Origin of the sequence: Pedobacter sp. AK013, from assembly GCF_014205835.1 — a bacterium.
Taxonomy (GTDB): Bacteria; Bacteroidota; Bacteroidia; order Sphingobacteriales; family Sphingobacteriaceae; genus Pedobacter.
This window is the reverse complement of record NZ_JACHCQ010000003.1, coordinates 209,425-235,514: the sequence shown is the minus strand read 5'-3', so window position 1 is coordinate 235,514 and position 26,090 is coordinate 209,425. Positions and strand designations below refer to the sequence as shown.

The 26,090-nt window shown below is 37.9% G+C and carries 36 protein-coding genes; 33 read left to right on the top strand and 3 right to left on the bottom strand.

Annotation, left to right across the window (positions count from 1 at the left end; genetic code table 11):
- The first annotated feature begins 33 nt into the window (after positions 1-33).
- From rplC to HDC90_RS03535, 30 genes are all read left to right on the top strand, one after another.
- Positions 34-651 (top strand): 50S ribosomal protein L3, encoded by a 618-nt coding sequence (rplC, locus tag HDC90_RS03680; protein ID WP_057932251.1) that lies wholly within the window; start codon positions 34-36, stop codon positions 649-651.
- A gap of 4 nt (positions 652-655) precedes the next feature.
- Entirely contained in the window at positions 656-1,285 is a 630-nt protein-coding gene (gene rplD / locus HDC90_RS03675) for a 50S ribosomal protein L4 (RefSeq protein WP_167297006.1), read from the top strand.
- Between the two features lies 1 nt (position 1,286).
- Positions 1,287-1,577 (top strand): 50S ribosomal protein L23, encoded by a 291-nt coding sequence (rplW, locus tag HDC90_RS03670; protein ID WP_025145221.1) that lies wholly within the window; start codon positions 1,287-1,289, stop codon positions 1,575-1,577.
- A gap of 20 nt (positions 1,578-1,597) precedes the next feature.
- Positions 1,598-2,422 carry a 50S ribosomal protein L2 gene (gene rplB / locus HDC90_RS03665; protein WP_090501100.1) on the top strand — a complete coding sequence of 275 codons (825 nt, stop codon included), beginning with the start codon at positions 1,598-1,600 and terminating at the stop codon, positions 2,420-2,422.
- The gene (rpsS, locus tag HDC90_RS03660) at positions 2,422-2,688 is read left to right on the top strand and encodes a 30S ribosomal protein S19 (protein WP_010599906.1); all 267 of its coding nucleotides are present in this window, start codon (positions 2,422-2,424) and stop codon (positions 2,686-2,688) included. The genes rplB and rpsS overlap by 1 nt, the downstream gene beginning before the upstream one ends.
- Before the next feature lie 7 nt (positions 2,689-2,695).
- Positions 2,696-3,055: a 50S ribosomal protein L22 gene (rplV, locus tag HDC90_RS03655; protein WP_167297004.1), complete on the top strand. Its 360-nt coding sequence runs from the start codon at positions 2,696-2,698 to the stop codon at positions 3,053-3,055.
- Positions 3,056-3,062: 7 nt separating this feature from the next.
- Positions 3,063-3,908 carry a 30S ribosomal protein S3 gene (gene rpsC, locus HDC90_RS03650; RefSeq protein WP_147224782.1) on the top strand — a complete coding sequence of 282 codons (846 nt, stop codon included), beginning with the start codon at positions 3,063-3,065 and terminating at the stop codon, positions 3,906-3,908.
- Between the two features lie 40 nt (positions 3,909-3,948).
- The gene (rplP, locus tag HDC90_RS03645) at positions 3,949-4,371 is read left to right on the top strand and encodes a 50S ribosomal protein L16 (protein WP_010599903.1); all 423 of its coding nucleotides are present in this window, start codon (positions 3,949-3,951) and stop codon (positions 4,369-4,371) included.
- A 73-nt stretch (positions 4,372-4,444) separates the two neighbouring features.
- The gene (rpmC, locus tag HDC90_RS03640; RefSeq protein ID WP_025145217.1) at positions 4,445-4,657 is read left to right on the top strand and encodes a 50S ribosomal protein L29; all 213 of its coding nucleotides are present in this window, start codon (positions 4,445-4,447) and stop codon (positions 4,655-4,657) included.
- 13 nt (positions 4,658-4,670) lie between these two features.
- On the top strand, positions 4,671-4,925 hold the full coding sequence (gene rpsQ, locus HDC90_RS03635; protein WP_010599901.1) for a 30S ribosomal protein S17: 255 nt from the start codon (positions 4,671-4,673) through the stop codon (positions 4,923-4,925).
- A gap of 1 nt (position 4,926) precedes the next feature.
- The gene (rplN, locus tag HDC90_RS03630; protein WP_010599900.1) at positions 4,927-5,295 is read left to right on the top strand and encodes a 50S ribosomal protein L14; all 369 of its coding nucleotides are present in this window, start codon (positions 4,927-4,929) and stop codon (positions 5,293-5,295) included.
- A 1-nt stretch (position 5,296) separates the two neighbouring features.
- Complete coding sequence (gene rplX / locus HDC90_RS03625) at positions 5,297-5,638, top strand: 50S ribosomal protein L24 (protein ID WP_167297002.1); 342 nt, start codon at positions 5,297-5,299, stop codon at positions 5,636-5,638.
- The gene (gene rplE, locus HDC90_RS03620) at positions 5,635-6,201 is read left to right on the top strand and encodes a 50S ribosomal protein L5 (RefSeq protein ID WP_370576569.1); all 567 of its coding nucleotides are present in this window, start codon (positions 5,635-5,637) and stop codon (positions 6,199-6,201) included. Before rplX ends, rplE begins: the two co-directional genes overlap by 4 nt.
- The gene (gene rpsN, locus HDC90_RS03615) at positions 6,201-6,470 is read left to right on the top strand and encodes a 30S ribosomal protein S14 (RefSeq protein WP_025145214.1); all 270 of its coding nucleotides are present in this window, start codon (positions 6,201-6,203) and stop codon (positions 6,468-6,470) included. The genes rplE and rpsN overlap by 1 nt, the downstream gene beginning before the upstream one ends.
- 161 nt (positions 6,471-6,631) lie before the next feature.
- Complete coding sequence (gene rpsH / locus HDC90_RS03610) at positions 6,632-7,030, top strand: 30S ribosomal protein S8 (protein WP_010599896.1); 399 nt, start codon at positions 6,632-6,634, stop codon at positions 7,028-7,030.
- Between the two features lie 18 nt (positions 7,031-7,048).
- A complete protein-coding gene (gene rplF, locus HDC90_RS03605) occupies positions 7,049-7,606 on the top strand; it encodes a 50S ribosomal protein L6 (protein ID WP_184463970.1) in 558 nt (185 codons plus the stop codon).
- Positions 7,607-7,611: 5 nt separating this feature from the next.
- Positions 7,612-7,965 carry a 50S ribosomal protein L18 gene (gene rplR / locus HDC90_RS03600; RefSeq protein WP_029278655.1) on the top strand — a complete coding sequence of 118 codons (354 nt, stop codon included), beginning with the start codon at positions 7,612-7,614 and terminating at the stop codon, positions 7,963-7,965.
- 17 nt (positions 7,966-7,982) lie between these two features.
- A complete protein-coding gene (rpsE, locus tag HDC90_RS03595; protein ID WP_184463967.1) occupies positions 7,983-8,501 on the top strand; it encodes a 30S ribosomal protein S5 in 519 nt (172 codons plus the stop codon).
- Between the two features lie 4 nt (positions 8,502-8,505).
- Positions 8,506-8,685 carry a 50S ribosomal protein L30 gene (gene rpmD, locus HDC90_RS03590; RefSeq protein ID WP_010599892.1) on the top strand — a complete coding sequence of 60 codons (180 nt, stop codon included), beginning with the start codon at positions 8,506-8,508 and terminating at the stop codon, positions 8,683-8,685.
- A 104-nt stretch (positions 8,686-8,789) separates the two neighbouring features.
- Complete coding sequence (rplO, locus tag HDC90_RS03585) at positions 8,790-9,236, top strand: 50S ribosomal protein L15 (RefSeq protein WP_025145210.1); 447 nt, start codon at positions 8,790-8,792, stop codon at positions 9,234-9,236.
- 7 nt (positions 9,237-9,243) lie between these two features.
- Entirely contained in the window at positions 9,244-10,584 is a 1,341-nt protein-coding gene (gene secY, locus HDC90_RS03580) for a preprotein translocase subunit SecY (RefSeq protein ID WP_184463965.1), read from the top strand.
- A gap of 8 nt (positions 10,585-10,592) precedes the next feature.
- Complete coding sequence (gene map / locus HDC90_RS03575; protein ID WP_184463963.1) at positions 10,593-11,378, top strand: type I methionyl aminopeptidase; 786 nt, start codon at positions 10,593-10,595, stop codon at positions 11,376-11,378.
- 71 nt (positions 11,379-11,449) lie between these two features.
- A complete protein-coding gene (gene infA, locus HDC90_RS03570; RefSeq protein WP_010599888.1) occupies positions 11,450-11,668 on the top strand; it encodes a translation initiation factor IF-1 in 219 nt (72 codons plus the stop codon).
- 1 nt (position 11,669) lies between these two features.
- Positions 11,670-11,786, top strand: coding sequence for a 50S ribosomal protein L36 (gene rpmJ / locus HDC90_RS03565; RefSeq protein WP_010599887.1), 117 nt, complete (start codon positions 11,670-11,672; stop codon positions 11,784-11,786).
- Between the two features lie 69 nt (positions 11,787-11,855).
- Entirely contained in the window at positions 11,856-12,233 is a 378-nt protein-coding gene (rpsM, locus tag HDC90_RS03560) for a 30S ribosomal protein S13 (protein ID WP_010599886.1), read from the top strand.
- Between the two features lie 154 nt (positions 12,234-12,387).
- Entirely contained in the window at positions 12,388-12,777 is a 390-nt protein-coding gene (gene rpsK, locus HDC90_RS03555; RefSeq protein WP_010599885.1) for a 30S ribosomal protein S11, read from the top strand.
- 60 nt (positions 12,778-12,837) lie between these two features.
- Positions 12,838-13,446, top strand: a complete 609-nt coding sequence (gene rpsD / locus HDC90_RS03550; protein WP_029282720.1) for a 30S ribosomal protein S4 — start codon at positions 12,838-12,840, stop codon at positions 13,444-13,446.
- Between the two features lie 85 nt (positions 13,447-13,531).
- Positions 13,532-14,524, top strand: coding sequence for a DNA-directed RNA polymerase subunit alpha (locus HDC90_RS03545; RefSeq protein ID WP_090984031.1), 993 nt, complete (start codon positions 13,532-13,534; stop codon positions 14,522-14,524).
- 122 nt (positions 14,525-14,646) lie between these two features.
- A complete protein-coding gene (gene rplQ / locus HDC90_RS03540; protein WP_184463961.1) occupies positions 14,647-15,168 on the top strand; it encodes a 50S ribosomal protein L17 in 522 nt (173 codons plus the stop codon).
- Between the two features lie 304 nt (positions 15,169-15,472).
- Complete coding sequence (locus tag HDC90_RS03535) at positions 15,473-18,442, top strand: glycoside hydrolase domain-containing protein (RefSeq protein WP_184463959.1); 2,970 nt, start codon at positions 15,473-15,475, stop codon at positions 18,440-18,442.
- 156 nt (positions 18,443-18,598) lie between these two features.
- Here HDC90_RS03535 and HDC90_RS03530 read toward each other — a convergent pair whose 3' ends face one another.
- Positions 18,599-19,231: a gluconate 2-dehydrogenase subunit 3 family protein gene (locus tag HDC90_RS03530; RefSeq protein ID WP_184463957.1), complete on the bottom strand. Its 633-nt coding sequence runs from the start codon at positions 19,229-19,231 to the stop codon at positions 18,599-18,601.
- Positions 19,232-19,242: 11 nt separating this feature from the next.
- Positions 19,243-20,979 carry a GMC family oxidoreductase gene (locus HDC90_RS03525; RefSeq protein ID WP_184463955.1) on the bottom strand — a complete coding sequence of 579 codons (1,737 nt, stop codon included), beginning with the start codon at positions 20,977-20,979 and terminating at the stop codon, positions 19,243-19,245.
- A 245-nt stretch (positions 20,980-21,224) separates the two neighbouring features.
- On the opposite strand from HDC90_RS03525, the gene HDC90_RS03520 reads away from it, so the two are divergent.
- On the top strand, positions 21,225-22,412 hold the full coding sequence (locus HDC90_RS03520; RefSeq protein ID WP_184463953.1) for an SAM-dependent methyltransferase: 1,188 nt from the start codon (positions 21,225-21,227) through the stop codon (positions 22,410-22,412).
- Between the two features lie 28 nt (positions 22,413-22,440).
- Positions 22,441-23,163 (top strand): hypothetical protein, encoded by a 723-nt coding sequence (locus HDC90_RS03515; protein ID WP_184463951.1) that lies wholly within the window; start codon positions 22,441-22,443, stop codon positions 23,161-23,163.
- A 142-nt stretch (positions 23,164-23,305) separates the two neighbouring features.
- Here the strand turns inward: HDC90_RS03515 and HDC90_RS03510 are convergent, their stop codons facing one another.
- The gene (locus tag HDC90_RS03510) at positions 23,306-23,665 is read right to left on the bottom strand and encodes a DUF1304 domain-containing protein (RefSeq protein ID WP_184463949.1); all 360 of its coding nucleotides are present in this window, start codon (positions 23,663-23,665) and stop codon (positions 23,306-23,308) included.
- A gap of 442 nt (positions 23,666-24,107) precedes the next feature.
- On the opposite strand from HDC90_RS03510, the gene dnaK reads away from it, so the two are divergent.
- Positions 24,108-26,009 carry a molecular chaperone DnaK gene (dnaK, locus tag HDC90_RS03505; RefSeq protein ID WP_184463947.1) on the top strand — a complete coding sequence of 634 codons (1,902 nt, stop codon included), beginning with the start codon at positions 24,108-24,110 and terminating at the stop codon, positions 26,007-26,009.
- Positions 26,010-26,090: the final 81 nt, after the last annotated feature.

Here is a 26,090-nt window from a genome sequence, read left to right as displayed (position 1 = left end):
CTGCTTCGATGGGTGTTAAAAAGAAAAGATAAAATGTCAGGAATTATTGGAAAAAAAGTAGGAATGACCAGTATCTTTGATGCCGAAGGAAGAAACATTCCTTGTACGGTAATCGAGGCTGGGCCTTGTGTAGTTACACAAGTAAAGACCGAAGAAAAAGACGGGTATTCATCAATCCAATTGGGTTATGATGAGAAAAAAGAGAAAAACACAACTCAACCGTTAAAAGGCCATTTCGCGAAAGCAAACACAACTCCGAAACGCAAGCTGGTAGAATTCGATTCGTTTACAACTTCACTTAATTTAGGTGATGTAGTAACCGTTGACGCATTCGCAGAAGGCGATTTTGTTGATGTTGTAGGTACCTCAAAAGGTAAAGGTTTTCAAGGTGTTGTAAAACGCCACGGATTTGCCGGTGTTGGTATGCAGACTCACGGTCAGCATAACCGTTTACGTGCCCCAGGTTCATTGGGAGCATCATCATTCCCTTCACGTGTATTCAAAGGAATGCGCATGGCTGGAAGAACAGGTGGAGACAGGGTAAAAATTCAAAACTTACAGGTTTTGAAAGTTTATGCTGAGCAAAACTTATTAGTAGTTAGTGGTTCCATTCCAGGAGCTAAAGGTTCTTACGTAATCTTAGACAAATAATCAGATGGAAGTTAAAGTATTAAACATTTCGGGTAAAGAAACAGGTGCCAAGGTGCAACTTCCTGAATCGGTATTTGGTATCGAGCCTAACGACCACGCGATTTATTTAGATGTTAAGCAGTATTTGGCTAACCAACGTCAAGGTACGCACAAATCTAAACAACGTAATGAGATTGCTGGTTCAACTCGCAAACTATACAAACAAAAAGGTACAGGTGGTGCCCGTGCTGGTAGCATTAAATCTCCGTTATTTAACGGTGGTGGTCGTGTTTTCGGTCCTCAGCCACGTGATTACAGTTTTAAATTGAACAAGAAATTAAAATCATTAGCACGTAAATCTGCTTTGGCTTATAAAGCAAAAGACAACAACGTGGTAGTTTTAGAAGATTTCAACTTCGATACCATTAAAACTAAAAACTATACAAGTTTATTGGCTGCTTTAAAAGTAGATACTCAAAAAACTTTATTGGTTTTACCTGCACAAAATAATAATATCTATTTATCAAGCAGAAACGTTCAGAAAACTAAAGTAATCTCGGCAGCAGATTTAAATACTTATGATGTATTAAACGCTGGTGTACTTGTGTTAACTGCTGATTCTGTTAAAACTTTGGAGGAGGCGTTTGCCAAGTAATATGGAAATTTTAAAAAAACCAATATTAACCGAAAAAGCTTCAGCTTTAACTGAGAAATCTAACCGTTTCACTTTTAGCGTTAACCATAAGGCTAACAAAATCCAAATTAAAGCAGCTATTGAGAAATTGTACGGTGTAACCATCGTTGCAGTTAACACTATGGTTGTTGATGGAAAAGCTAAATCTCGTTACACTAAAGCGGGTTTTGTATCTGGCCGTAGCCCGAAATACAAAAAAGCTATCGTAACGTTAAAAGACGGCGAAACAATAGATTATTACGCAACCCTTTAATTTAATAATTCATTATAACTATGGGCTTAAGAAAATTTAAACCAGTTACTCCAGGTACCCGCTTCAGAGTTGGTGCTAGTTTTACGGAGATTACAGCAACCAAGCCCGAAAAATCATTGGTTGTATCATCAAAAAAGTCTGGTGGACGTAACAACACAGGAAAAATGACTATGCGCTACATGGGCGGTGGTCACAAAAAATCATATCGTTTAATCGACTTCAAACGCGATAAATTTGATATTCCTGCAACAGTAGCTACTGTTGAATACGATCCAAACCGTACTGCCCGCATCGCATTATTACATTATGCAGATGGCGAGAAGCGTTATATCATCGCTCCTGAAGGATTGCAAGTTGGTTCGGTATTATTATCGGGCGATAAAGCAGCACCAGAAGTAGGTAACACTTTAAAATTATCGAACATTCCATTAGGTTCTATCATCCACAACGTGGAGATTCACCCTGGAAAAGGAGCACAATTAGCTCGTAGTGCAGGTGCTTATGCACAATTAGCTGCCCGCGATGGTAAATATGCTACTTTAAAAATGCCTTCAGGCGAAACCCGTTTAATCTTGACTACTTGTCTTGCTACTATCGGTGCTGTATCTAACTCAGATCACGCAAACGAAGTATTAGGTAAAGCAGGTCGTAAACGTTGGTTGGGCCGTCGTCCGAGAACTAGACCGGTAGCGATGAACCCAGTAGATCACCCAATGGGTGGTGGTGAAGGTAGATCATCAGGTGGTCACCCACGTTCAAGAAATGGCGTTTTAGCTAAAGGCTACAAAACCAGAGAACTTAAAAAATATTCTAATCGTTACATCATAGAGAGAAGGAAGAAATAATGGCTCGTTCGATAAAAAAAGGACCTTATATTGACCATAACGTAGAGAAAAAAGTAAACTCTATGAATGATTCAGGCAAAAAGTCTGTAATCAAAACTTGGTCTCGCAGATCAATGATATCACCAGATTTCGTGAATCATACATTTGCTGTACACAACGGAAATAAATTTATCCCTGTGTACGTTACAGAAAACATGGTTGGTCACAAGTTGGGAGAATTTGCTCCAACCAGAACATTCAGAGGACACGCTGAAAAGAAAAAATAATTAGACAATGGAAGCAATAGCAAAATTAAACAATTGTCCAACCTCACCGCGTAAGATGCGTTTGGTTGTAGATCTTATCAGAGGTGAACGTGTAGAAAAAGCATTAAGCATTTTAAAGTTTACCAATAAAGAAGCAGCAATAAGAGTTGAGAAATTATTATTATCTGCTATCAAAAACTGGGAATCTAAAAATGAAGGTGCCCGCCCTGAAGAAAACCAACTTTTTGTAAAAACAGTTATGGTTGATGGTGGCCGTCAGTTAAAACGCTTACGTCCAGCTCCTCAAGGCCGTGGATATAGAATTCGTAAACGTTCTAACCACGTAACGCTGATTGTAGATAGTAAAAACACAGAAACTCAAAACTAATTAGGAAATGGGACAAAAAGCAAATCCAATAGGTGCCAGGTTAGGAATTATCAAAGGATGGGATTCTAACTGGTTCGGTGGCAACAACTACTCCGATAAATTAGTTGAAGATGAGAAAATAAGAAAATACCTTTCTGCCCGTATCGCAAAAGGCGGTGTTGCAAAAGTAGTTATCGAGCGTACTTTAAAACGTATCACTGTAACTATCCACACAGCTCGTCCAGGTATCGTAATCGGTAAAGCAGGTGCTGAGGTTGATAAAATCAAAGAAGAGTTAAAGAAATTGACTAAAAAGGAAATTCAAATTAACATCTTCGAAATTAAACGCCCAGAGCTTGATGCACAATTAGTTGCAGAAGGTGTTGCAAAACAATTAGAAGCAAGGATCTCATTCCGTAGAGCAATGAAATCTTCTATCGCATCAACCATGCGTATGGGTGCTGAAGGTATCAAAATCATGACTTCTGGTCGTTTAGGTGGTGCTGAGATGGCACGTACTGAGCAGTACAAAGAAGGAAGAGTGCCTTTGCATACATTCCGTGCTGATATCGATTACGCTTTAGCTGAAGCCTTAACTACTTATGGTAAAATAGGTGTTAAAGTTTGGATCTGCAAAGGTGAGGTTTATGGAAAACGTGATTTGTCTCCAAACATTGGTGCAGCAAACAACGGTCCAAAAGGCGCATCAGATAAACCAGCTTTCGGTGGAAGAGATAACCGTGGTGGCGGAAGAGATAACCGCGGCGGTGGTAACGACAGACGTGGTGGAAACCAAGGTGGCGGTCGTGGTCCAGGCCAAGGTGGTGCAAACAGAGGTGGTGGCGCAGGCGCTAACAGAGGTCCTCGTAAATAATTGATTTATTAACATCGTTTAACGATTAGAACAAAATAAAATGTTACAGCCAAAAAGAACGAAGTTCAGGAAGATGCAAAAAGGCAGAATGAAGGGTTTAGCTTCTCGTGGAGCTGAGTTAGCATTCGGATCTTTCGGTATCAAATCTCTAGAAGCTACTTGGATCACAAGTCGTCAGATAGAGGCTGCCCGTATTGCCGTAACTCGTTTCATGAAACGTGAAGGCCAAGTATGGATCAGGATCTTCCCGGACAAACCGGTAACTAAAAAACCTGCTGAGGTACGTATGGGTAAAGGTAAAGGTGCTCCTGAGTATTGGGTAGCAGTTGTAAGACCTGGACGTGTAATTTTCGAAGCTGAAGGCGTGCCTTTAGAAGTTGCTAAAGAAGCATTGCGTTTAGCAGCTCAGAAATTACCGATCCAAACCAAATTCGTAGTACGTAGAGATTACGTAGAAGCATAGTAAAGTGTTGAGGTGAATGTTGTAAATACTTGTTTATTATAACCGCTACACTCAACGTAAAAGAAAAAGAAAAATGAAAAATTCAGAAATCACAGGGCTTTCAAAAGAAGAATTAGTAGCTAAGATTGCGGAAGAAAAAGAGAACTTATCAAAATTGAAGTTCGCTCACACTATTTCAGCTATCGAAAATCCTTCGCGTATTGCAAAAGTAAGGAAAGACATAGCCCGTTTAAACACTGAGTTGACTAAAGTGAAAAACACTGAGTCAGCTACTGAAACTAAATAATTTGAGAGTCGACATGGAAAGACAATTAAGAAAAACAAGAACCGGGTTAGTGGTAAGCAACAAGATGGATAAATCTGTTGTAGTGAGCGTGGAACGTAAAGTAAAACACCCGATTTATGGTAAGTTCGTAAAGAAAACTACCAAATTTATGGCTCACGACGAGAAAAATGAATGCGGTATCGGTGATACAGTATTGATTATGGAAACTCGTCCTTTGAGTAAAAACAAGAACTGGAGATTGGTACAAATTTTAGAAAGAGCTAAATAAGATGGTACAACAGGAATCGAGATTAAACGTTGCTGATAACAGCGGCGCAAAAGAAGTATTAGTAATTCGTGTGCTAGGTGGAACCGGCAAACGTTATGCTTCAATTGGTGATAAAGTAGTTGTTACCGTAAAAAGCGCGTTACCTTCTGGTAACATTAAAAAAGGTACAGTTTCTAAAGCAGTTGTTGTAAGAACTAAAAAAGAAATCCGTCGTAAAGATGGTTCTTATATCCGTTTTGACGATAATGCTGCTGTATTATTGAACGCACAGGATGAGCCAAGAGGTACACGTATCTTTGGCCCGGTTGCGAGAGAACTACGTGAAAAACAATTCATGAAAATTGTATCATTAGCACCGGAGGTATTATAAAATGGGAAACAAAGTAAATACACCATCAAAACTTAAAATCCGCACAGGAGATTTAGTTAAAGTCATTGCTGGCGATTCAAAAGGTCAACAAGGAAAAGTACTTTCAGTACTTACAGATAAAAACAGAGCCATTGTGGAAGGCATCAACTTAGTATCTAAACATACTAAACCAAATGCTGCTAATCCAAACGGTGGTATTATTAAAAAAGAAGCTGCTCTTCACATTTCTAACTTGATGTTGGTTGATCCAAAATCTGGTAAAGCTACCCGCGTAGGTCGTAAACTTAACGCAGATGGTAAATTAGTTAGAGTTGCTAAAATTTCAGGAGAGGAGATTAAATAATGGCTACACCTAGATTAAAAAGCAAATACAAAGAAGAAGTTGTAAATGCACTAAAAGAAAAATTTCAGTACAAAACTGTAATGCAGGTTCCTAAATTGGAAAAAATCTGTATCAATCAGGGTGTTGGTCGTTTTTCTGTTACTGATAAGAAAATTATGGATACCACTATCGTTGAGTTGACTACCATTACTGGTCAGCAGGCGGTTCCGGCTAATTCAAAGAAAGATATCTCTAACTTTAAATTACGTAAAGGTATGCCAGTAGGTGTACGTGTTACATTACGCGATAACAACATGTACGAGTTCTTAGATCGTTTGATCTCTGTAGCTTTGCCTCGTATCCGCGATTTCAAAGGTATTAATGATAAAGGATTTGATGGAAAAGGTAACTATACATTAGGTGTTACTGAGCAAATCATCTTCCCTGAGATTAATATCGATAAAATCAATAAAATTTTAGGTATGGATATAACTTTCGTAACTTCGGCAAAATCTGACATTGAGGCGCTTGAGTTATTGAAACAATTCGGATTACCATTTAAAAATCAAAAAACAGCAGAATAATGGCAAAAGAAGGTGTAAAAGCACGCGAAGTTAAGCGCCAAAAATTGGTAGCTAGATACGCTGAAAAACGTGCAGTATTAAAAGCTGCAGGAGATTTCGAGGGTTTAGATAAATTACCTAAAAACTCATCTCCGGTACGTTTACACAACCGTTGTAAATTAACTGGTCGCCCTCGTGGATATATGCGTACCTTTGGTATTTCAAGGGTAACGTTCCGCCAAATGGCACTAGACGGTAAAATACCAGGTGTTAAAAAAGCATCTTGGTAATATAAATAGTATTTGAGTCCTGTAGTATCAGGTATCAAGACCAAATTGTGTCTCGATACTTGATACTTATATCTATATACTAAAAAAAGAATTTTAACCGATAGAAGGTCCCATCCCGATGTGAGATCGGGAAAGGAAACCACTATCAAAAACAATAAAAAATGAATACAGATCCAATAGCAGATTATTTAACAAGAGTAAGGAATGCCATTAAGGCCAACCACCGTGTTGTAGAAATTCCTGCATCAAACCTTAAAAAAGAAATTACCAAAGTTCTTTTTGACAAAGGTTACATCGCGAACTACAAGTTTGAAGATACTACAGTTCAAGGCACGATTAAAATTGCTTTGAAGTACAATCCAATTACTAAAGTTCCTGCTATTCGTACATTAGTGCGAGTAAGTAAACCAGGTTTGAGAAACTATGCTGGTGTTGAAAATATGCCAAGAGTATTAAACGGTTTAGGTATCGCAATCTTATCTACTTCTAAAGGTGTAATGACTGATAAAGAAGCAGCCAAATTAAACATTGGTGGTGAGGTATTGTGTCACGTTTATTAATATTAGGAGAACAGCACAATGTCAAGAATAGGAAAAGCCCCAATTACAATCCCTGCAGGTGTTACAATTACCGTATCAAAAGATAACGTAGTAACTGTAAAAGGTCCTAAAGGTGAATTAACACAAGCAGTAGATTCAGATATCACTGTAAGTCAAGAAGATGGAATTTTAACAGTTCAACGTCCATCAGATCAAAAGAAACACAAAGCATTACACGGTTTATATCGCTCATTGCTTAACAACATGGTTGTTGGTGTTACAGATGGTTATAAATTAACTCAAGAATTAGTAGGTGTTGGTTACCGTGCTACAAACACAGGTAATACATTAGATTTAGTTCTAGGTTATTCTCACCACTATGTATTCCAATTACCAGAAGAGATTAAAGTAACTACACAATCAGAAAAAGGTCAGACTCCTAAAATCATTTTAGAAAGTATTGACAAACAATTGATCGGTCAGGTAGCAGCGAAAATCCGTTCGTTACGTGCACCAGAGCCATATAAAGGTAAAGGTATCAAGTTTGTAGGTGAAGTGTTAAGAAGAAAAGCAGGTAAATCAGCATCTAAAAAATAGTAATCATGGCAGGTAAAAAATTATCAAGAAGAGATCGTATTAAAAAAGGGATCAGAAAAAGACTTACCGGTTCGGAAGAACGTCCAAGGTTATCTGTATATAGAAGCAATAAAGGGATTTATGCGCAGGTAATTAACGATGTAACCGGTAAAACAATAGCATCAGCATCATCATTATCGAAAGATTTTACTGGTACTGGAAACAAAAGCGATCAGTCAGTTGCAGTAGGCAAATTAGTTGCCGAAAAAGCAATTGCTGCAGGTGTTAAAGAAGTTGTTTTCGATAGAAATGGCTATTTATACCACGGTCGTGTAAAATCGTTGGCAGAGGGTGCCCGCGAAGCTGGTTTAGTATTTTAATCTGAAGAAAAAGTAAGATGTCAACTATTAATATAAAAAGAGTAAAAACCACCGATATCGAATTAAAGGATCGTTTGGTTAGTATACAACGCGTTGCCAAAGTAACCAAAGGTGGCCGTACTTTCAGCTTCTCAGCAATTGTTGTTGTAGGTGATGAAAACGGTGTTGTTGGTTTCGGTTTAGGTAAAGCGAAAGAGGTAACTGAAGCAATCGCTAAAGGTGTGGATGATGCTAAAAAGAACTTGGTAAAAGTTCCAATTTTAAATGGTACCGTTCCTCACGAGCAAATCGGTAAATTCTCAGGTGGTTTTGTTTTAATCAAACCAGCTGCAGTAGGTACCGGAGTAATTGCTGGTGGTGCGATGCGTGCTGTATTAGAGAGTGCTGGCGTGCATAACGTATTAGCAAAATCTAAAGGATCATCTAACCCACACAACGTGGTAAAAGCAACTGTTGATGCATTAACTAAAATGCGTGATGCTTATTCAGTAGCTCAAACCCGTGGTATAGATTTAAACAAAGTATTTAACGGATAATATCATGGCTAAGATCAAAATAACACAAGTAAAAAGCGTTATCGACAGAAGCGAGCGCCAAAAAAGAACCGTTCAGGCTTTGGGTTTATCTAAAATGAACCAAAGTGTTGAGGTTGAAGCTACTCCACAAATTATCGGTATGGTTCGCAAAGTGAACCATTTAGTAGCAATCGAAGCAATCTAGTAAAAGTTTTAAAGGTAGTATGGGTAAAAGCCGGTACTACCTTTATATATGTTTAATCGTTGTACCTGTTTAGTGAAAGCGAAGGGCAACACAAATTCAAAAAAATGAATTTAAGTAATTTAAAACCTGCAGTAGGTTCTACAAAAAACAGCAAAAGAATTGGTCGTGGTACAGGTTCTGGTCGTGGCGGTACTTCAACCCGTGGTCACAAAGGTGCGGGTTCTCGTTCAGGTCACAAAACCAAAATCGGTTTCGAAGGTGGTCAAATGCCTTTACAACGTCGTGTGCCTAAAGTTGGTTTCAAACCAATTAACCGTACAGAATATGTTGGTGTAAACTTAGATGTTTTACAAGCTTTAGCTGAAAAACACAGCTTAACAACTATCGATTTTGCTGCTTTACAAGCACATGGTTTAGCTTCTAAAAACGACTTAGTTAAAATTTTAGGTCGCGGTGAAGTTAAAGCAAAGCTAGAAATTACAGCACATGCGTTCTCTGCAACCGCACAAAAAGCTATTGAAGCTGCAGGTGGTTCTATTGTAAAATTGTAATTATTAAATGAAGAAGCTATTTACTACTTTAAGTAATATCTGGAAAATTCAGGAATTAAAAGAGCGTATATTGTTTACGCTCTTAATTCTTTTGGTATACCGTTTCGTATCTCACGTGGTTTTACCAGGTGTGGATCCAACTGCTTTAGGCAATAACGAAAAATCAGGAATCTTAGGCTTACTAGATATGTTTGCCGGAGGTTCTTTCTCTCGTGTGTCTATTTTAGCGTTGGGGGTAATGCCTTATATCTCTGCATCGATTGTGGTGCAACTATTGGGTATTGCTGTTCCTTCTTTCCAAAAAATGCAGAAAGAGGGCGAAAGTGGTAGAAAAAAAATGAACCAGATTACCCGTTACCTAACGGTAGCGATCACAATCGTTCAATCTGTTGGTTACGTTAAAACGCAAGTTCCTGCAGAAGCTATTTTATTGCCAAATACCTTATTCTTAATATTATCTACGTTTGTATTAACGGCAGGTACATTATTTGTAATGTGGTTAGGTGAAAAAATTACGGATAAAGGTATTGGTAACGGTACATCACTAATCATCATGGTTGGTATTATTGCCCGTTTACCAGTTGCAATTTCTCAAGAATTTAGTGCACGTGTTGGCTCATCTAGTGAAGGTGGAGGCCCTGTTGCATTGGTTTTAGAGATCGTTGCCTTATTTGCAGTGGTAATGTTTACCATTTTAATTGTTCAAGGTGTACGTAAAGTACCTGTACAATACGCTAAGAAAATTGTTGGTAACCGCCAGTTTGGTGGTGTCCGTCAGTACATTCCTTTAAAGGTTAATGCTGCGGGTGTTATGCCGATCATTTTTGCTCAGGCGTTAATGTTTATTCCAGGTGCTTTAATGCAGTTTGTTCCTTCATTACAAGGTTCTTGGTTAATCCAGTTCAGCAACACAACTTCGTTGGCTTATAGCTTAACATTCGCATTTTTAATTATCGCATTTACTTTCTTCTATACTGCAATTACAGTTAATCCAACTCAAATGAGCGATGATATGAAGAAAAACGGTGGTTTTATCCCAGGTATTAAGCCGGGTTTTGCAACATCGACTTTTATTGATGATGTAATCTCTAAAATCACTTTTCCGGGTGCAGTATTTTTGGCGATCATTGCTATTTTACCTTCATTAGCTGTTAAGTTTGGCATTAAACAAGAGTTTGCGCACTTCTTCGGTGGTACTTCTTTATTGATTTTGGTTGGTGTTGTATTGGATACCTTGCAACAGATCGAAAGTTATTTATTGATGCGCCATTATGATGGTTTGATGAAAACGGGTAGAGTTACTGGCAGAACAGGTGTTCCTGCTGCAAGTAGCAACGCAGCGTTGTAGTGTAACGGATGTCTAAAATTTATTACAAATCTCTTGAAGAGATCGAGTTAATAAGAGAAAGTTCCATGCTTGTTTCTAAAACTTTAGCCGAAGTGGCCAAGGTGATAAAAGCAGGCATGACTACTATCCAGTTAGATAAACTAGCTTACGAGTTTATCAGTGATCACGGAGCGATTCCGGCATTTTTAAACTATAATGGTTTCCCTAATTCTTTATGTATTTCGCCAAATGAGCAAGTTGTTCACGGTTTTCCAAGCGAGTATGTAATCCAGGAGGGAGATCTGATTTCAGTTGATTGTGGAGTGATTAAAAATAATTATTTCGGCGATTCGGCTTACACTTTCTCTATCGGGGAAATAGATGCGGAAAAACAGAAATTGGTTGAGGTTACTAAACGCTGTCTGGAATTGGGTATAGAAAAAGCTGTTGTTGGTATGCGTATCGGTGATATCGGTTTCGCTGTTCAGCAATATGCAGAAGCTAATGGATTTGGTGTAGTAAGAGAGCTCGTAGGGCATGGTGTTGGTATAAAACTTCACGAGAAACCGGAAGTTCCGAATTATGGGAAACGTGGCGTAGGACCAAAACTTGAAGAGGGAATGGTTATTGCGATAGAACCCATGATCAATGCAGGCGTAGCCGGTGTTAAATTCCATAACGATGGATGGACGGTAACCAGTAAAGACAATAAACCATCGGCACATTTTGAACATACAGTAGCCGTAAAAAAGGGCAAAGCAGATGTTTTATCAACGTTTTCTATAATAGAAGAAGTTTTACAACAAAAAAAATAAATAATTAAAATTTTTTATTTAATTTTGCAACCCTGTTTAGAAGCAGCTAATTAAGTAACAATCAATAAAATATGGCTAAACAAGCCTCAATTGAACAAGACGGAGTAATAAGAGAAGCGTTATCTAATGCGATGTTCCGGGTAGAACTCGAGAACGGGCATGAGATTATTGCGCATATTTCAGGAAAGATGCGGATGCACTACATCAAAATCCTTCCTGGAGATAAAGTTAAATTGGAAATGTCTCCTTATGATTTAACAAAAGGACGCATTACTTATAGATACAAATAAAATGAAAGTTAGATCATCAATTAAAAAACGTAGCGCTGATTGTAAGATTATTCGCCGTAAAGGAAAACTTTACGTAATCAACAAGAAAAATCCTAAATACAAGCAACGTCAAGGGTAATTAAGAATATTGTAATCAACCGCACAACGGTGGCCCGCCGTTCGGAATTACTTCAAAACATTAATAAATATGGCAAGGATTTCAGGTATTGATTTACCAAGAAACAAAAGAGGAGAGATTGGTTTAACCTATATCTATGGTATCGGTAGAACAACTGCACAACGTATTTTAACTACTGCAGGAATCGATTTGAACAAAAAAGTACAAGACTGGTCTGATGATGAATTATCAGCAATCCGTACAATGATTAACGATGAGATTAAAGTAGAAGGTGCTTTACGCTCAGAGGTTCAGTTAAACATCAAACGTTTAATGGATATCGGTTGTTACCGCGGTTTACGTCACAGAAAAGGTTTACCTTCTCGTGGTCAGCGTACTAAGAATAACTCACGTACTCGTAAGGGTAAGAGAAAAACAGTTGCTAACAAGAAAAAAGCTACTAAATAGAAATTGATAGATATGAGATGTGAGATTTTAGATGTGAGCACCATGTCTTTAAAATCTGCTCAAATCTGGAATAAAAGAGAAAATTAGGATACTGAGTATCGGGGTAGAGAAAATCTCATATCTCAAGTCTCATATCTAGAATCTAAAAGATAAAATGGCTAAAAGTAAAAAAGTAACAAAAAAACGTATCGTTGTAATTGAGCCTGTTGGTCAGGCCCATATCAATGCTACCTTCAACAACATTATCGTTACCTTAACAAACAACAACGGACAGACTATTTCATGGTCTTCTGCTGGTAAAATGGGCTTTAAAGGTTCTAAAAAGAACACGCCGTATGCAGCTGGTCAAGCAGCTTCAGATTGCGGTAAAGTTGCGTTTGATTTAGGTTTACGTAAAGTTGAAGTATTTGTAAAAGGTCCGGGTTCAGGTCGTGAATCTGCAATCAGAACTTTGCAAGTAGCAGGTATCGAAGTAACATCTATTAAAGATATTACTCCACTTCCTCACAACGGATGTCGTCCTCCTAAAAAGAGAAGAGTTTAATTAATTTTAAAGCTAAGAATCTCCAGCTTGAGGTTGGATGATACTTTAAAACAGAAAAAAATGGCAAGATATACAGGCCCAAAATCAAAAATTGCACGTAAATTCAGAGAACCAATCTTCGGTCCTGATAAAGTGTTAGACAGAAAAAATTATCCTCCTGGGCAACATGGCTCATCAAAAAGAAGAGGAAAACAATCTGAATATGCTATCCAGTTAATGGAGAAACAAAAAGTAAAGTATACTTATGGTGTATTAGAAAAACAATTCAGTAACTTGTTTAAAAAAGCATCTTCACGTGCTGGTATTACCGGTGATAACTTACTTCAGTTATTAGAAGCACGTTTAGATAATACAGTTTACCGTTTAGGTATTTCAACAACCCGTTCTGGTGCACGCCAGTTAGTTAGCCATAAACACGTTACCGTGAATGGTGAAGTTGTAAATATCCCTTCATATCAGTTAAAAGCTGGTGATGTGGTTGCTGTTCGTGAAAAATCTAAATCTTTAGAATCAATTAGTAACTCAGTTGCAGGTAGAACTATTAATAAGTTTGCTTGGTTAGAGTGGAATGCTAGTGAATTAACTGGTAAATTCTTAACCTACCCTCAACGTGATGAGATTCCTGAAAACATCAAGGAAAATTTAATCATCGAGTTGTACTCAAAGTAATAAATGAGCTAGTTAATTACCTCAAAAGGGTAATTAACTTTTTTCATGTTACTATATATTCAATAACGAATTTAAAAAAATATAAATGGCAATTTTAGCATTTCAGAAACCAGACAAAGTGATCATGCAGAAATCAACAGATTTCGATGGCACATTTGAATTTCGTCCTTTAGAGCCCGGTTTCGGTGTAACAATTGGTAATGCCTTAAGAAGAATTTTACTTTCTTCGTTAGAAGGTTATGCTATTACTACTATTCGTTTTTCAGGCGTTTCTCACGAATTTTCTACCATAAAAGGTGTTGTAGAAGATTTAACTGATATTATCTTAAACTTAAAACAAGTTCGTTTTAAGAAAACAGGTGATTCAGGTGATTCTGAAAAAGTTTTCATCATCGTTAATGGTCAAGACCAGTTTAAAGCTGGTGATATCACTAAATTCTCTAACAACTTTACAGTTTTAAACCCTGAGCATGTAATTTGCAATATGGATAAATCTGTTACTTTGGAAGTGGAATTAACCATCAATAAAGGACGTGGTTATGTACCTGCTGAAGAAAATAAAGTTGCTGATGCTGTTGTAGGTGTAATCGCAATCGATTCGATTTATACTCCAATGAAAAATGTAAAATACACGATCGAAAACTTTCGTGTTGAGCAAAAAACGGATTATGAAAAATTGGTTTTAGATATCTCTACCGACGGTTCAATTCATCCAGAAGAAGCATTAAAGGAGGCGGCTAAGATCCTTATCCAACACTTTATGTTATTCTCTGATGAGAATTTGGTATTAGAATCTCAGGCAAAAGAAGAAACTAAAGAAGTAGACGAGGAAATTTTACACATGCGTAAAATCCTTAAAACTGAATTAGTTGATATGGACCTTTCAGTGAGAGCATTAAACTGCTTAAAAGCTGCTGATATCCGTACCTTAGCTGATTTAGTTTCTTACGATGTTGCTGATATGTTAAAATTCAGAAACTTCGGTAAAAAATCTTTAACAGAGATCCAAGAATTAGTAAAATCAAAAGGTTTATCATTTGGTATGAACCTGTCTAAATTTAAATTAGACGAAGAATAATTCATGTTTTAATTGACAGTTTTCAGTTTGGAAATTGCATGTTGAAATTTGAAAATTAAATAATTTATAACAGTGTATAATTCCCTCTGAGATAGAGACGGTATACACTTAATCAAAGAACAATGAGACACGGTAAAAAAGTTAATCACTTAGGCAGAACCGACAGCCACAGAAAAGCGATGTTAGCTAACATGGCTACTTCACTTATTAAAGCAAAAAGAATTACTACAACTTTAGCTAAAGCTAAAGCTTTACGTACTTATGTTGAGCCATTAATCACTAAAGCGAAAAATGACACTACTCACTCACGTCGTACAGTTTTCTCTTACCTACAGGATAAAGAAGTAATCACTATTTTGTTCCGCGAAGTAGCTGAGAAAGTTGCTAACCGTCCAGGTGGTTACACTCGTATCATTAAATTAAACAATCGTCAAGGTGATAACGCTGAGATGGCTTTAATTGAATTGGTAGACTACAATACAGTTTACGGTAAAGATGTAGAAGTTAAAGAAGAGAAGAAAACAACTCGTCGTGGTAGAAGCAAAGCTGCTGCGCCTAAAGCTGCTGAAGCGAAAGCTGAAGTTGCTGAAGAAGTTGCTCCTGCAGAAGAAGCTCCTGCTACTGAAGAACCAAAAGGAGAATAATTTTATTCACCTTAAGATTTGAAAAAGTCCTGTTCGAAAGAGCAGGACTTTTTTTGTTTTCTTGTCATTCTGAATGCAGTGAAGAATCCTAAAGTAAAAAATCCTATTCAGAATCGAGAAGTAGAACCTAGCTTAATTGAGCGCTGTAGTATATCTGGTTTCTGTGGCAATAGGCAGACGATTCTTCACTGCGTTCAGAATGACACTACCAAAGAACCAAAACAATCAAACGTTTGTCTCATTTTTTCATTACATGGCTTTATTGTAATAAGCTATGCATAAATTAGCCTCAAACAAATTAAAAATGAAATTTAGGCTTTTTCTATTGCTCTGTCTATTAGGGCAGCTATCTCTTAATGCTCAAATATTAAAATATACTAATGGTAATAATGCCTGGAATCCTGACTCACTAGGTAACCACCGTGTTGTTGTACAATTTGATGGGACCAATAAAATAGCACATGCTAAAATCGATTGGCGTAGGAGGGATACACATCCAGAATTAAAAGGAATCATCGTTCAAGATGCAAATGGTAGAACTGTTTCAGCTGTAGGCACAGATAAATTGACGAGAGAAAGTGCCGATGTTTATTTCGAAGCATCCGGTTCAGGAAAATATTATGTGTATTATCTCCCTTATAAAAATGAAGGTAGAAGCAATTATCCGAAAGGCGTTTACTTAAAAGCCAAACAGGCTGACCAAGCATGGTTAACAGCTGCAAAACAGGTTAAAGTGAATACTTTTGCTGTTGAAATCCAATCTATTGACGCTTTCAACACTTTCTACCCGATGGAAATTATTGCAACTGTTAAAGAAACAGCCGCAATAAAGGCCAAATATGCTTCAGAAGCTTTTATCATTTTTCCAGAAGACAGGATGTTCCCGATCAAAATGCAGCAAGATTTACCTTATCGTTGGGTACAAAAAGGGGCTATAAATACTTTTACAGGCTCGGCGAGCAAAGGTGAAAATTATGCTTTTCAACTAGGGGTATTTGCTTTGAAAGATTTGAAAAATGTAGTGGTTAACTTCGGCGATTTAAAAACGGTAACCGGAAAAGTAATTTCTTCAAAATATATCAATTGTTTAAACACCAATGGAATAAGTTATGATAACAAATCTTTGGTTGAAACGGTAAATGTAGCCTCAGGCAAAATTCAGCCGATGTGGATTACGGTTGATATTCCTAAAAATACTTCCGCGGGCACATATACAGGTAATTTTACAGTTAAAGCGAATGGAAAAACAAAAATAATAACAGCTAAAATTACAGTAGGAAACGAAGTACTAGCCGATGCTGGTGTAGGAACTCCAGATAAACAGACACGCTTAACCTGGTTAAATTCTACCTTGGCGCAGGCGAATACGGTTGTGGCACCATATACACCACTAAGAGTTGATGGGAATGTAATCTCTCTTTTAGGTAGAAAGTTCGAAATTAATACGGATGGTTTTCCTAAGCAGATTCAAACATTTTTTAATACTGAAATGACGGCTTATAGCGAAAAACCTAATAATATTCTGGCAGAGCCTATCCACTTTCATTTTTTTAATACCCCGAAAACGCAAGAGAAATTTTCACCAGGTAATTTTCAAATTACGAGTAAAGAAGCTGGAACTGTAAAATGGACTGCCACGAATACTTCTGAAAACCTGAAAATGGATTTGGAAGGTGCTTTAGAGTTTGATGGTTATGTACATTACGTAGTTAAGGTTACGGCGCTAAAAGATGTCGATTTCAGCAATGTCGATTTTCATATCCCTTTTGATAAAGGTTCAACTAAGTATTTAATGGGCTTAGGTGAGAAAGGTGGAGTTAGGCCCGATACCGTAAAATGGAAATGGGATGTGGCGAATAAGAACCAGGATGCCGTTTGGATTGGCAATGTAAATGCGGGCCTATATTACAATTTAAGAGATGAGAACTATATTCGTCCACTGAATACGAATTTCTACCTTCAGAAACCTTTATTATTGCCTAAATCCTGGGGTAATGGAGATAAGGGTGGTATCCAGATCAATGTGAAAGGCAGCTCGATGCTGGCTGATAACTTTACGGGTGCAAGGAGTATGAAAAAGGGGGATGTGTTATACTACAATTTCAATTTATTGATTACACCTTTCCATTTACTTAGCACCGATTTTCAATGGGATAACCGTTTCTATCATAAATATGGTGATTTAGATACAATTAAAGCTAAGGGTGCAACCGTAGTAAACATTCACCATGCCACCCCGATTAACCCTTGGATCAACTATCCATTTATTGAATGGAAAAAGATGAAAAATTATATTAGTAATGCACACTCTAAAGGTTTAAAAGTTAAAATTTACAATACTGTTCGCGAGCTTTCTAACCATGCTTACGAGTGGCCAGCTTTAAGAAGTTTAGGTACTGAAGTGTATTCTCCAGGTAAAGGAGGGGGCTTTAGCTGGTTGCAGGAACATTTAGATTCGAATTATATTGCGGCCTGGTTTGTACCAGAAATTAAAGATGCGGCCGTAATTAACAGTGGAATGAACCGCTGGCACAATTACTATGTGGAGGGGATGAACTGGTTGGTAAATAACGTAGGTATTGATGGCGTTTATTTAGATGACGTGGCTTTTGATCGCGTAACCATGAAACGGATTAAACGCGTATTAACGCAAAATAACCACCCGGGTATTATCGATCTGCATTCAGCAAATCAATACAACAAAAGTGATGGTTTTAACAATAGCGCCATTTTATATATGGAGCATTTCCCTTACCTGAACCGCTTATGGTTTGGCGAATATTTCGATTATCAGAAAAACAATCCCGATTTCTTTTTAACTGAGGTAAGCGGAATTCCTTTTGGATTAATGGGAGAGATGCTGCAAGATGATGGAAACCCTTGGCGTGGTATGATTTATGGCATGACAAGTCGCTTGGGCTGGTCTGACAAAAGTGATCCAAAACCTTTATGGGCCGCTTGGGATAATTTTGGTATAAAAGGATCTGAGATGATCGGTTATTGGAGCGAAAACTGTCCGGTTAAAACCGATAACCCTAAAGTATTGGCAACTGTTTACAAACAAAAAGGTAAAACAATGATTGCATTAGCAAGCTGGGCAGAAGGCGATACTCAAGTTAATTTAACCATCGACTGGGCGAAACTGGGTTTAGATGCGAGTAAAGTAAAAATAACAGCCCCTGCAATTGATAAGTTTCAAACTTCTGGAAGTTACCCTAATGGAAAATCAGTTCCAGTTGAAAAGGGAAAAGGTTTGATTTTGATTGTGGAATAATTTCATGTGCCGTCGTTCTCATGAGCCACATAATTTCTGTTAAAGATAATATTTTACCGTCATTTCGAGCGGAGTGCAACGCAGTCGAGAAATCTGTCTAGATAGATCTCTCCATTCCGCTGTGCTCCAGTCGAGATGACGATTTTTTTTTAGAAATTATATCTTCACGTTTTCCATACCGTATTGCTTTAATACATCGGCGGGTACACCAGCCCACTGGTTTGGGGCATTACCTACATAACCAATATCTTTTACACCCATTTCGGTGGTGTAAAAGCCTGATGCAGTCAGATTTCTCATTCTATTGAAAAAAGTTACTCCCGCCTGCATTTCTGGTCTGGCTTTTTTAGGGTAGGCAATTTCATCTACAATCGAAATCTGTTGATCTGCTGATGCCTCAACAAATGGTTTTTGGAATTTATTGAAACAGTACACATCCAGCCATTTCAGGCCACCGCGCATCGGTACTTTATGCTCAGGAATATCTTTTACAATAAATTCGATAAACTCAGGCACTTTAGCATCAGATGCACTGCCCGATACATCATCCTTAGGAATAATAATATCCGCCAAAACAGTAATCGTAGCCATTTCATGTTTAGTGAAAAAGTTTTCAGCTTTTAATTTCTTATCACGGTCTATTTCCCATTGCTCTCTTCCCGCTTCTTTTGTACTCTCTTCTGGTGCAGCAGCTTCGGTTTTTGTTTCAGGTTGCTTACAAGCATCGAGTAGTACAGTTGTGCTTATGGCTGTTAAGCCCAATGCTTTTAGTGAATCACGTCTGTTCATATGGCAATTCTTTAAATATTTTGTTTTTTCTTTTGAGCTAAAATATATTCGGCCGTACGCATGGATAGTGCCATGATTGTCCAGGTAGCATTTTTATCGCCTTGTTGAACAAACGGGCCTGCATCAACCACAAATAGGTTTTTACAATCGTGTGCCTGGCAGTATTTGTTTAATGCTGATTTTTTAGGATCGTCGCCCATGCGGATAGTTCCAACTTCGTGGATAATTTTTCCAGGGTTAAGTAAACCATAATTGGTATCTGCGCCCTGAATTTCGGAAGTCACTACGGCGCCCATTTCTTTCATAATTGAAAGAAAGGTTTCCTGCATATGTTTAGCCTGCAGAATCTCATCTTTGTCCCATTTGTAATTAAATCTTAAAACCGGGATGCCGTATTTATCTACAGTATTCGGGTCGATTTCGCAATAGTTACTTTCTCTTGCAATTGCCGTACCACGACCAGCCATACCAACGCCAGTTCCATAAAATCGGCGATAATCATCTTTTAGCGATTTTCCATAACCTCCGGCTTCTTTCATTTTGCCATCTCTGCCAGGTACCATCCCGTTCATTTGGGCTACACCCCCACCAAAACCGTAAGCTGGCATGCCCATTCCACCCCAATATTCGATATGATAACCACGTGGGAAATTCAATTTCCTGTTATCTAACCACCAGGGCGAATAGATATGTACGCTGCCCAGGCCATCTTCATTATAACGTTTTCTATCCATTAACTGTGGTAGAAAGCCTGAAACACTTGCTCCGGTAGAATCGTGTAGGTATTTTCCAACTACACCACTGCTATTAGCCAGGCCATTAGGATGTGAGGTAGATTTTGAATTCAATAAAATGCGTGCTGATTCGCATGCACTGGCACCTAAAATGATCAGTTTGCCGTTTACCTGATATTCTTGTAAGTCTTTTCGGTTTACATATGAAACGCCTTTTGCAGTACCATCTTTATCGGTAATTACTTCTCGCACCATCGCATCGGTAATTACAGTCAGGTTTCCTGTTTTTACGGCAGGATTTACCAAGCACGAAGAAGAAGAAAAATCGCCGTAAACCTTGCAGCTCCTTCCGCATTGGCCACAATAGAAACAAGGTGCACGGTCGCTGTTATTGGGTAAAGCTTCGGTAAGTACCGATCCACGGCCGGCAATTACTTTTACGCCGGCTTTTTCTGCCCCTTTTTTAATAAATAGTTCATTTAACCGTGGTTTGGGCGGTTTCATGAAAATTCCATCGGGTTCACTTTCGATCCCCTCAACGGTACCATAAATACCAATCATACGGTCAACCTTATCATAAAATGGCTTTACATCCGCATAGGTAATAGGCCAGCTATCGGTTAAACCATCCTTAGGTTTAAAATCTTCTGGTCCCATGCGCAAAGAAATCCTTCCCCAATGATTGGTACGGCCACCGAGCATGCGCGAACGGAACCATTCAAATTCGCTTTTGTTTTTCTGGGTATATGGTTCGCCTTCTAATTCCCAGCCTCCATAAGAAGCATCGAAATCTCCAAATGGACGCGTAGTACTGGCGCCACGACGAGGAGATTCCCAAGGCCATTTTAACTGGTGGGAATCTAATCTTGGATCGAAATTTTGACCAGCCTCTAGCATTAAAACCTTTTGACCAGCGTGTGCCAAAACATAGGCTGCCATTCCGCCACCAGCTCCTGAGCCAACAATAATGGCGTCATAAACGGTAGGCGATTTTTTTATCTGAAAGTCACTCATTGATTATGGTTAGATGTTTTATATGCTCTAATCTAAAGCTTAATTTTTTGAAAAAAAAGTGTTCGGCTATTTTGGAATCAATATAGATAATATTGCCCGTGTGTATTTCTAAATCGTATTACGTCAATACAACATGAGCCGTTTTTTAATAAAATAAATCTTTGCATAGTCGCTCTATTGTTACATTATCATAAATATGTTCTGCTCCGGATAAACTTGATTATCTTTGTCGCTAAAATTTATCAATGCCAGTGCTAGAATACATAAAACAATTTACTTCAGTTTTAAAAGAAAGTGTTGATGCAGCAACTTTTGTAAAAGTATCTTTAGGGAACTACAAAGGTGAAGAAGAAGCATTAAAGCAAATTCTTATCCGCAAAGTTGTGATTAAACGTGAGGATAAACTGGCCTTTACCTATCGCTACAAAACCCGCGATGTAGTGAAAAACTATACCATTGATGAAGCTATAGATTTGATTTCTGATTATCTGAATAAAGGTTTTAAAATTGCTACTTTGTTTACCACAGAAAAGGATCTGATTTTGGAGGAACTGAACAATGGAAAGGTTGTTTTTAGAGAAAGCAAAGCATCAAGTTCAGCAGCCCCATCGGCCAGTCACGATAAAGAAAAAGCCAGGTTGATTAAACCTGATTCGAAGTCGTATTTGACGGAATTGAAAATTACTGATGCAGAAGGTCAGGTTTTTAAAAATGCGCAGGATAAATTCAGACAAATTAACCACTACATTGAGATTTTAAGTGCTTTAATTAAAGAGCTGCCAGAAGGGACAATTAAAAAAGTTGCCGATATGGGCTCGGGTAAAGGTTATTTAACTTTTGCATTGTACGATTACCTCCATTCGGTTTTAAAGTTGGAAACTGAGGTAGTTGGGGTAGAGTATAGACAGGACATGGTGGATTTATGTAACCAGGTTGCGGTTAAATCTGATTTTTCTCAACTGAACTTTGTACAGGGAACGATCGAGGATTACCGGGCAGATGATGTAAACCTTTTAATTGCATTGCATGCCTGTGATACGGCAACTGATGATGCCATTTTTAAAGGAATTAAAGCCAACTCCGAACTGATTGTAGTTGCACCCTGTTGTCACAAACAGATCCGCAGGGAGATTGAGCATAACAAAGTGAAGAATGATGTTTCTTTTTTAACTAAATATGGCATTTTCTTAGAACGTCAGGCTGAGATGGTTACAGACGGCATACGGGCTTTGATTTTAGAATATTTTGGCTATAAAACTAAGGTGTTCGAATTTATTTCTGATGCACACACGCCGAAAAATGTGCTTGTGGTTGGTATAAAGGGAAAAGTGTTAAGTGCAGCACGCAGAGCGGAAATTTTAGAGAAGATTAAAGCGAGTAAAGCATATTTTGGAATTGATTACCATCATTTGGAACGGTTGTTGGAGTTGTAAATTATTTTATTGAAAGACTGAACATCTTATGAAATTGCGCTTTATCATCATCATATTACTTTTTTTTATTTCTTGTAAGCCTAAGCCATTAGGGGATGAGATTTTTGATCTAAATGATTTCTCTTTTAATTTAAATGCAGCACATCTGTATGAAAAATCGTTAAAAAGAGAAATTAACGACAATTATTTTGCACAGGTTGATACTAGCTTTAACGCTGGGGATGATCATAAAAATGTTCTAGGAATTCATTATATCATCAATATTAATAAAGAGGCAGACACACTAGCAAAACTTAAAAATGTTTATTTTTTTAAGATGGAATCGGTAACCGATGCAAAAGAAAATCTGATGATGGTTTCGGCTGAAGGAAATGCTGACTTTAAGCAACAAATGAGCCTTATTAAACAATTAATGGCAGAATATGGGAAACCAAAAGTTATTCAGCATATTAGTGGTTTTACTACATTTACATGGAGGTTATCTGATAGAATTATTCAAATAAATGGTGAAATGATTCCTGACTATGAAAATGATAAGAATTCAAAAGATGGCTTTTTAAATCCTGATGGAGGATTTCTTAAAACTGATAATTATGAAAAGGATCATGTTGCAAAGATTTTTGCATATGTTTTTAATATTGATCATGAAGAACTTTTGGAAAAATATGCTGAACAGTGGAAAATTTCAAATGATTATAGTACACCCTATTTACATGATGCCAATAAAATGATTACTTCTCCATTTAACTAAACATATGTCCAAAGCAAACCTGGGCTTGTTCTTCCGTAAAATATTTACTCACATAGTGGTGTCTGATCATACCAGACAACCGGCACTTTGCCTAAACAGGGCTTTTGATAAATTCATCGGTAATTAACCAAAACGAACAGGTTTACAAGTGTAACAAAATTAAGGCTACCAATGCAGGTATAGACTGTACATAAAGAATTTTCTTGCTGGCTGTTGCTGCACCATAAATACCCGCAATAATTACGCAGGTTAAAAAGAATATGGCTACATACAAGCGCCAGTGATGGTCGGTTATACATAGCGACCAGATTAAGCCGGCTGCTAAAAAACCATTGTACAAACCCTGGTTTGCGGCCAATGTTTTAGTCGGAACGAATAGGTCTTTAGGTATGGTTTTAAATACCTTAGGTGCTTTGGTTGTCCAGGCGAACATTTCTAACCAAAGGATATAAATGTGGATGAAGGCTACTAAGCCGATCACGATTTGTGCTGCTACTTGCATATATACTTGATTACACTGATTTAAATGATTGCACAGATTAACTGTGATTTAAAGATATAAAACTTTGAGGATTATTATATGAGGTATGTTTTACTCTGTTAGTCTTTTTTGCACTGACTGTTGTTCAATAAACCCGATAGGAGCGAGCACGAGTGCAACGAAGTAAAGCGGATAGCGGGGCTGCTGTTTCCGAAGGGATCTGAACTTTCATTTCCAAATCCTTTCAAACACATTGCCCGTTTTGCTCTTTAAGCTTTAGCTTTCCGTCTTTCAGCTTTGGTCTTCCTGATGCCTTTTCTGTCATGCTGTCAGTATCAGGTCTCGTTGTTTTTTACATTTTATCAGTCTTTTGTCCATATTATCTGCCAAAAACCAATTGGCACAAGCATTGTTTAATAGCAGTAGAAATTATAATACTTTAAAAAGAGAAATTAAAAATACAATGGGAAAAATTATTGGAATAGACTTAGGAACAACAAACTCATGCGTGAGCGTAATGGAGGGCAATGAGCCTGTAGTTATCGCAAACAGTGAGGGTAAACGTACTACACCGTCTATTGTTGCTTTTGCAGAAAACGGTGAGCGTAAAGTTGGCGAGCCTGCTAAACGTCAGGCTATAACCAACCCAACAAAAACGATATATTCGATTAAACGCTTTATGGGTAACAGCTACGATGAATGTGCTAAAGAAATTGCACGCGTACCTTATAAAGTAGTAAAAGGTGATAACAATACACCACGTGTTGAAATCGACGACAGAAAATACACTCCACAGGAGATTTCTGCAATGATTTTGCAGAAAATGAAAAAAACTGCTGAAGATTTCTTAGGCCAGGAAGTAACTGAAGCGGTAATTACCGTACCAGCTTATTTTAACGACGCACAACGTCAGGCTACTAAAGAAGCAGGAGAAATTGCAGGTTTATCTGTAAAACGTATCATTAACGAGCCAACTGCAGCTGCTTTAGCTTATGGTTTAGATAAAGCACACAAAGACATGAAAATTGTTGTGTTCGATTGCGGTGGTGGTACACATGACGTTTCTGTATTGGAATTAGGTGATGGCGTTTTCGAAGTAAAATCTACTGACGGTGATACACACTTGGGTGGTGATGATTTTGACCACATTATTATCGACTGGTTAACAGCAGAGTTTAAAGCAGAAAACAACATGGATCTTTCTAAAGATCCGATGGCTTTGCAACGTTTAAAAGAAGCTGCTGAGAAAGCTAAAATTGAGTTATCGAGCACAACTTCAACTGAAATTAACTTACCATACATTACTGCTGATGCTAGCGGCCCTAAACACTTAGTACGTACATTAACACGTGCTAAATTTGAGCAATTAGCTGATAGCTTAATCAAACGTACTATCGATCCTTGTAAATCTGCTTTGAAAAATGCTGGTTTAAGCACAAGCGATATCGACGAAATTATCTTAGTAGGTGGTTCTACACGTATCCCTGCTATCCAGGAGGCGGTTAAAGCTTTCTTCGGTAAAGAGCCAAGTAAAGGTGTTAACCCTGATGAGGTTGTAGCTATCGGTGCTGCTATTCAAGGCGGTGTATTAACTGGTGACGTAAAAGATGTATTGTTGTTAGACGTTACACCTTTATCATTAGGTATCGAAACTATGGGTGGTGTAATGACTAAATTAATCGAGTCTAACACAACTATCCCAACTAAAAAATCGGAAACTTTCTCAACTGCAGCTGATAACCAGCCTTCAGTAGAGATCCATATTTTACAAGGTGAGCGCCCTATGGCTGCTCAAAACCGTACTATCGGTCGTTTCATTTTAGATGGTATTCCACCAGCACCTCGTGGTGTTCCTCAGGTAGAAGTATCATTTGATATTGATGCCAACGGTATCTTACACGTAAGTGCTAAAGATAAAGCTACTGGTAAAGAGCAAAAAATCCGTATCGAAGCATCTTCAGGTTTAACTGATGCTGAGATCAAAAAAATGAAAGAAGAAGCTGAAGCTAATGCGGCAGATGATGCAAAACAAAAAGAAGAAGCTGATAAAATTAACGGAGCTGATGCTTTAATCTTCTCTACTGAGAAACAATTAAAAGAGTTTGGTGATAAATTATCTGCTGATAAAAAAGCACCAATCGAAGCTGGTTTAGAGAAATTGAAAGCAGCTCACTCAGCGCGTAACTTTGGAGATATCGATGCAGCTTCGGCTGAATTGCAAGCTGCATGGAATGTTGCTTCTGAAGAGATGTACAAAGCTGGCGAGCAGCCTCAAGGTGGCGAACAAGCACAAGCTGATGGTCAGCCTCAAGGTGGCGATAACGTTACTGATGTTGACTTTGAAGAAGTGAAAGAAGAGAAATAAGTCTTGAGTCTTCGGTCCTGAGTCGAAAGTCTTGGGAGGATAAAAATAGAAAGCGTTCCTGATTAAATTCAGGAGCGCTTT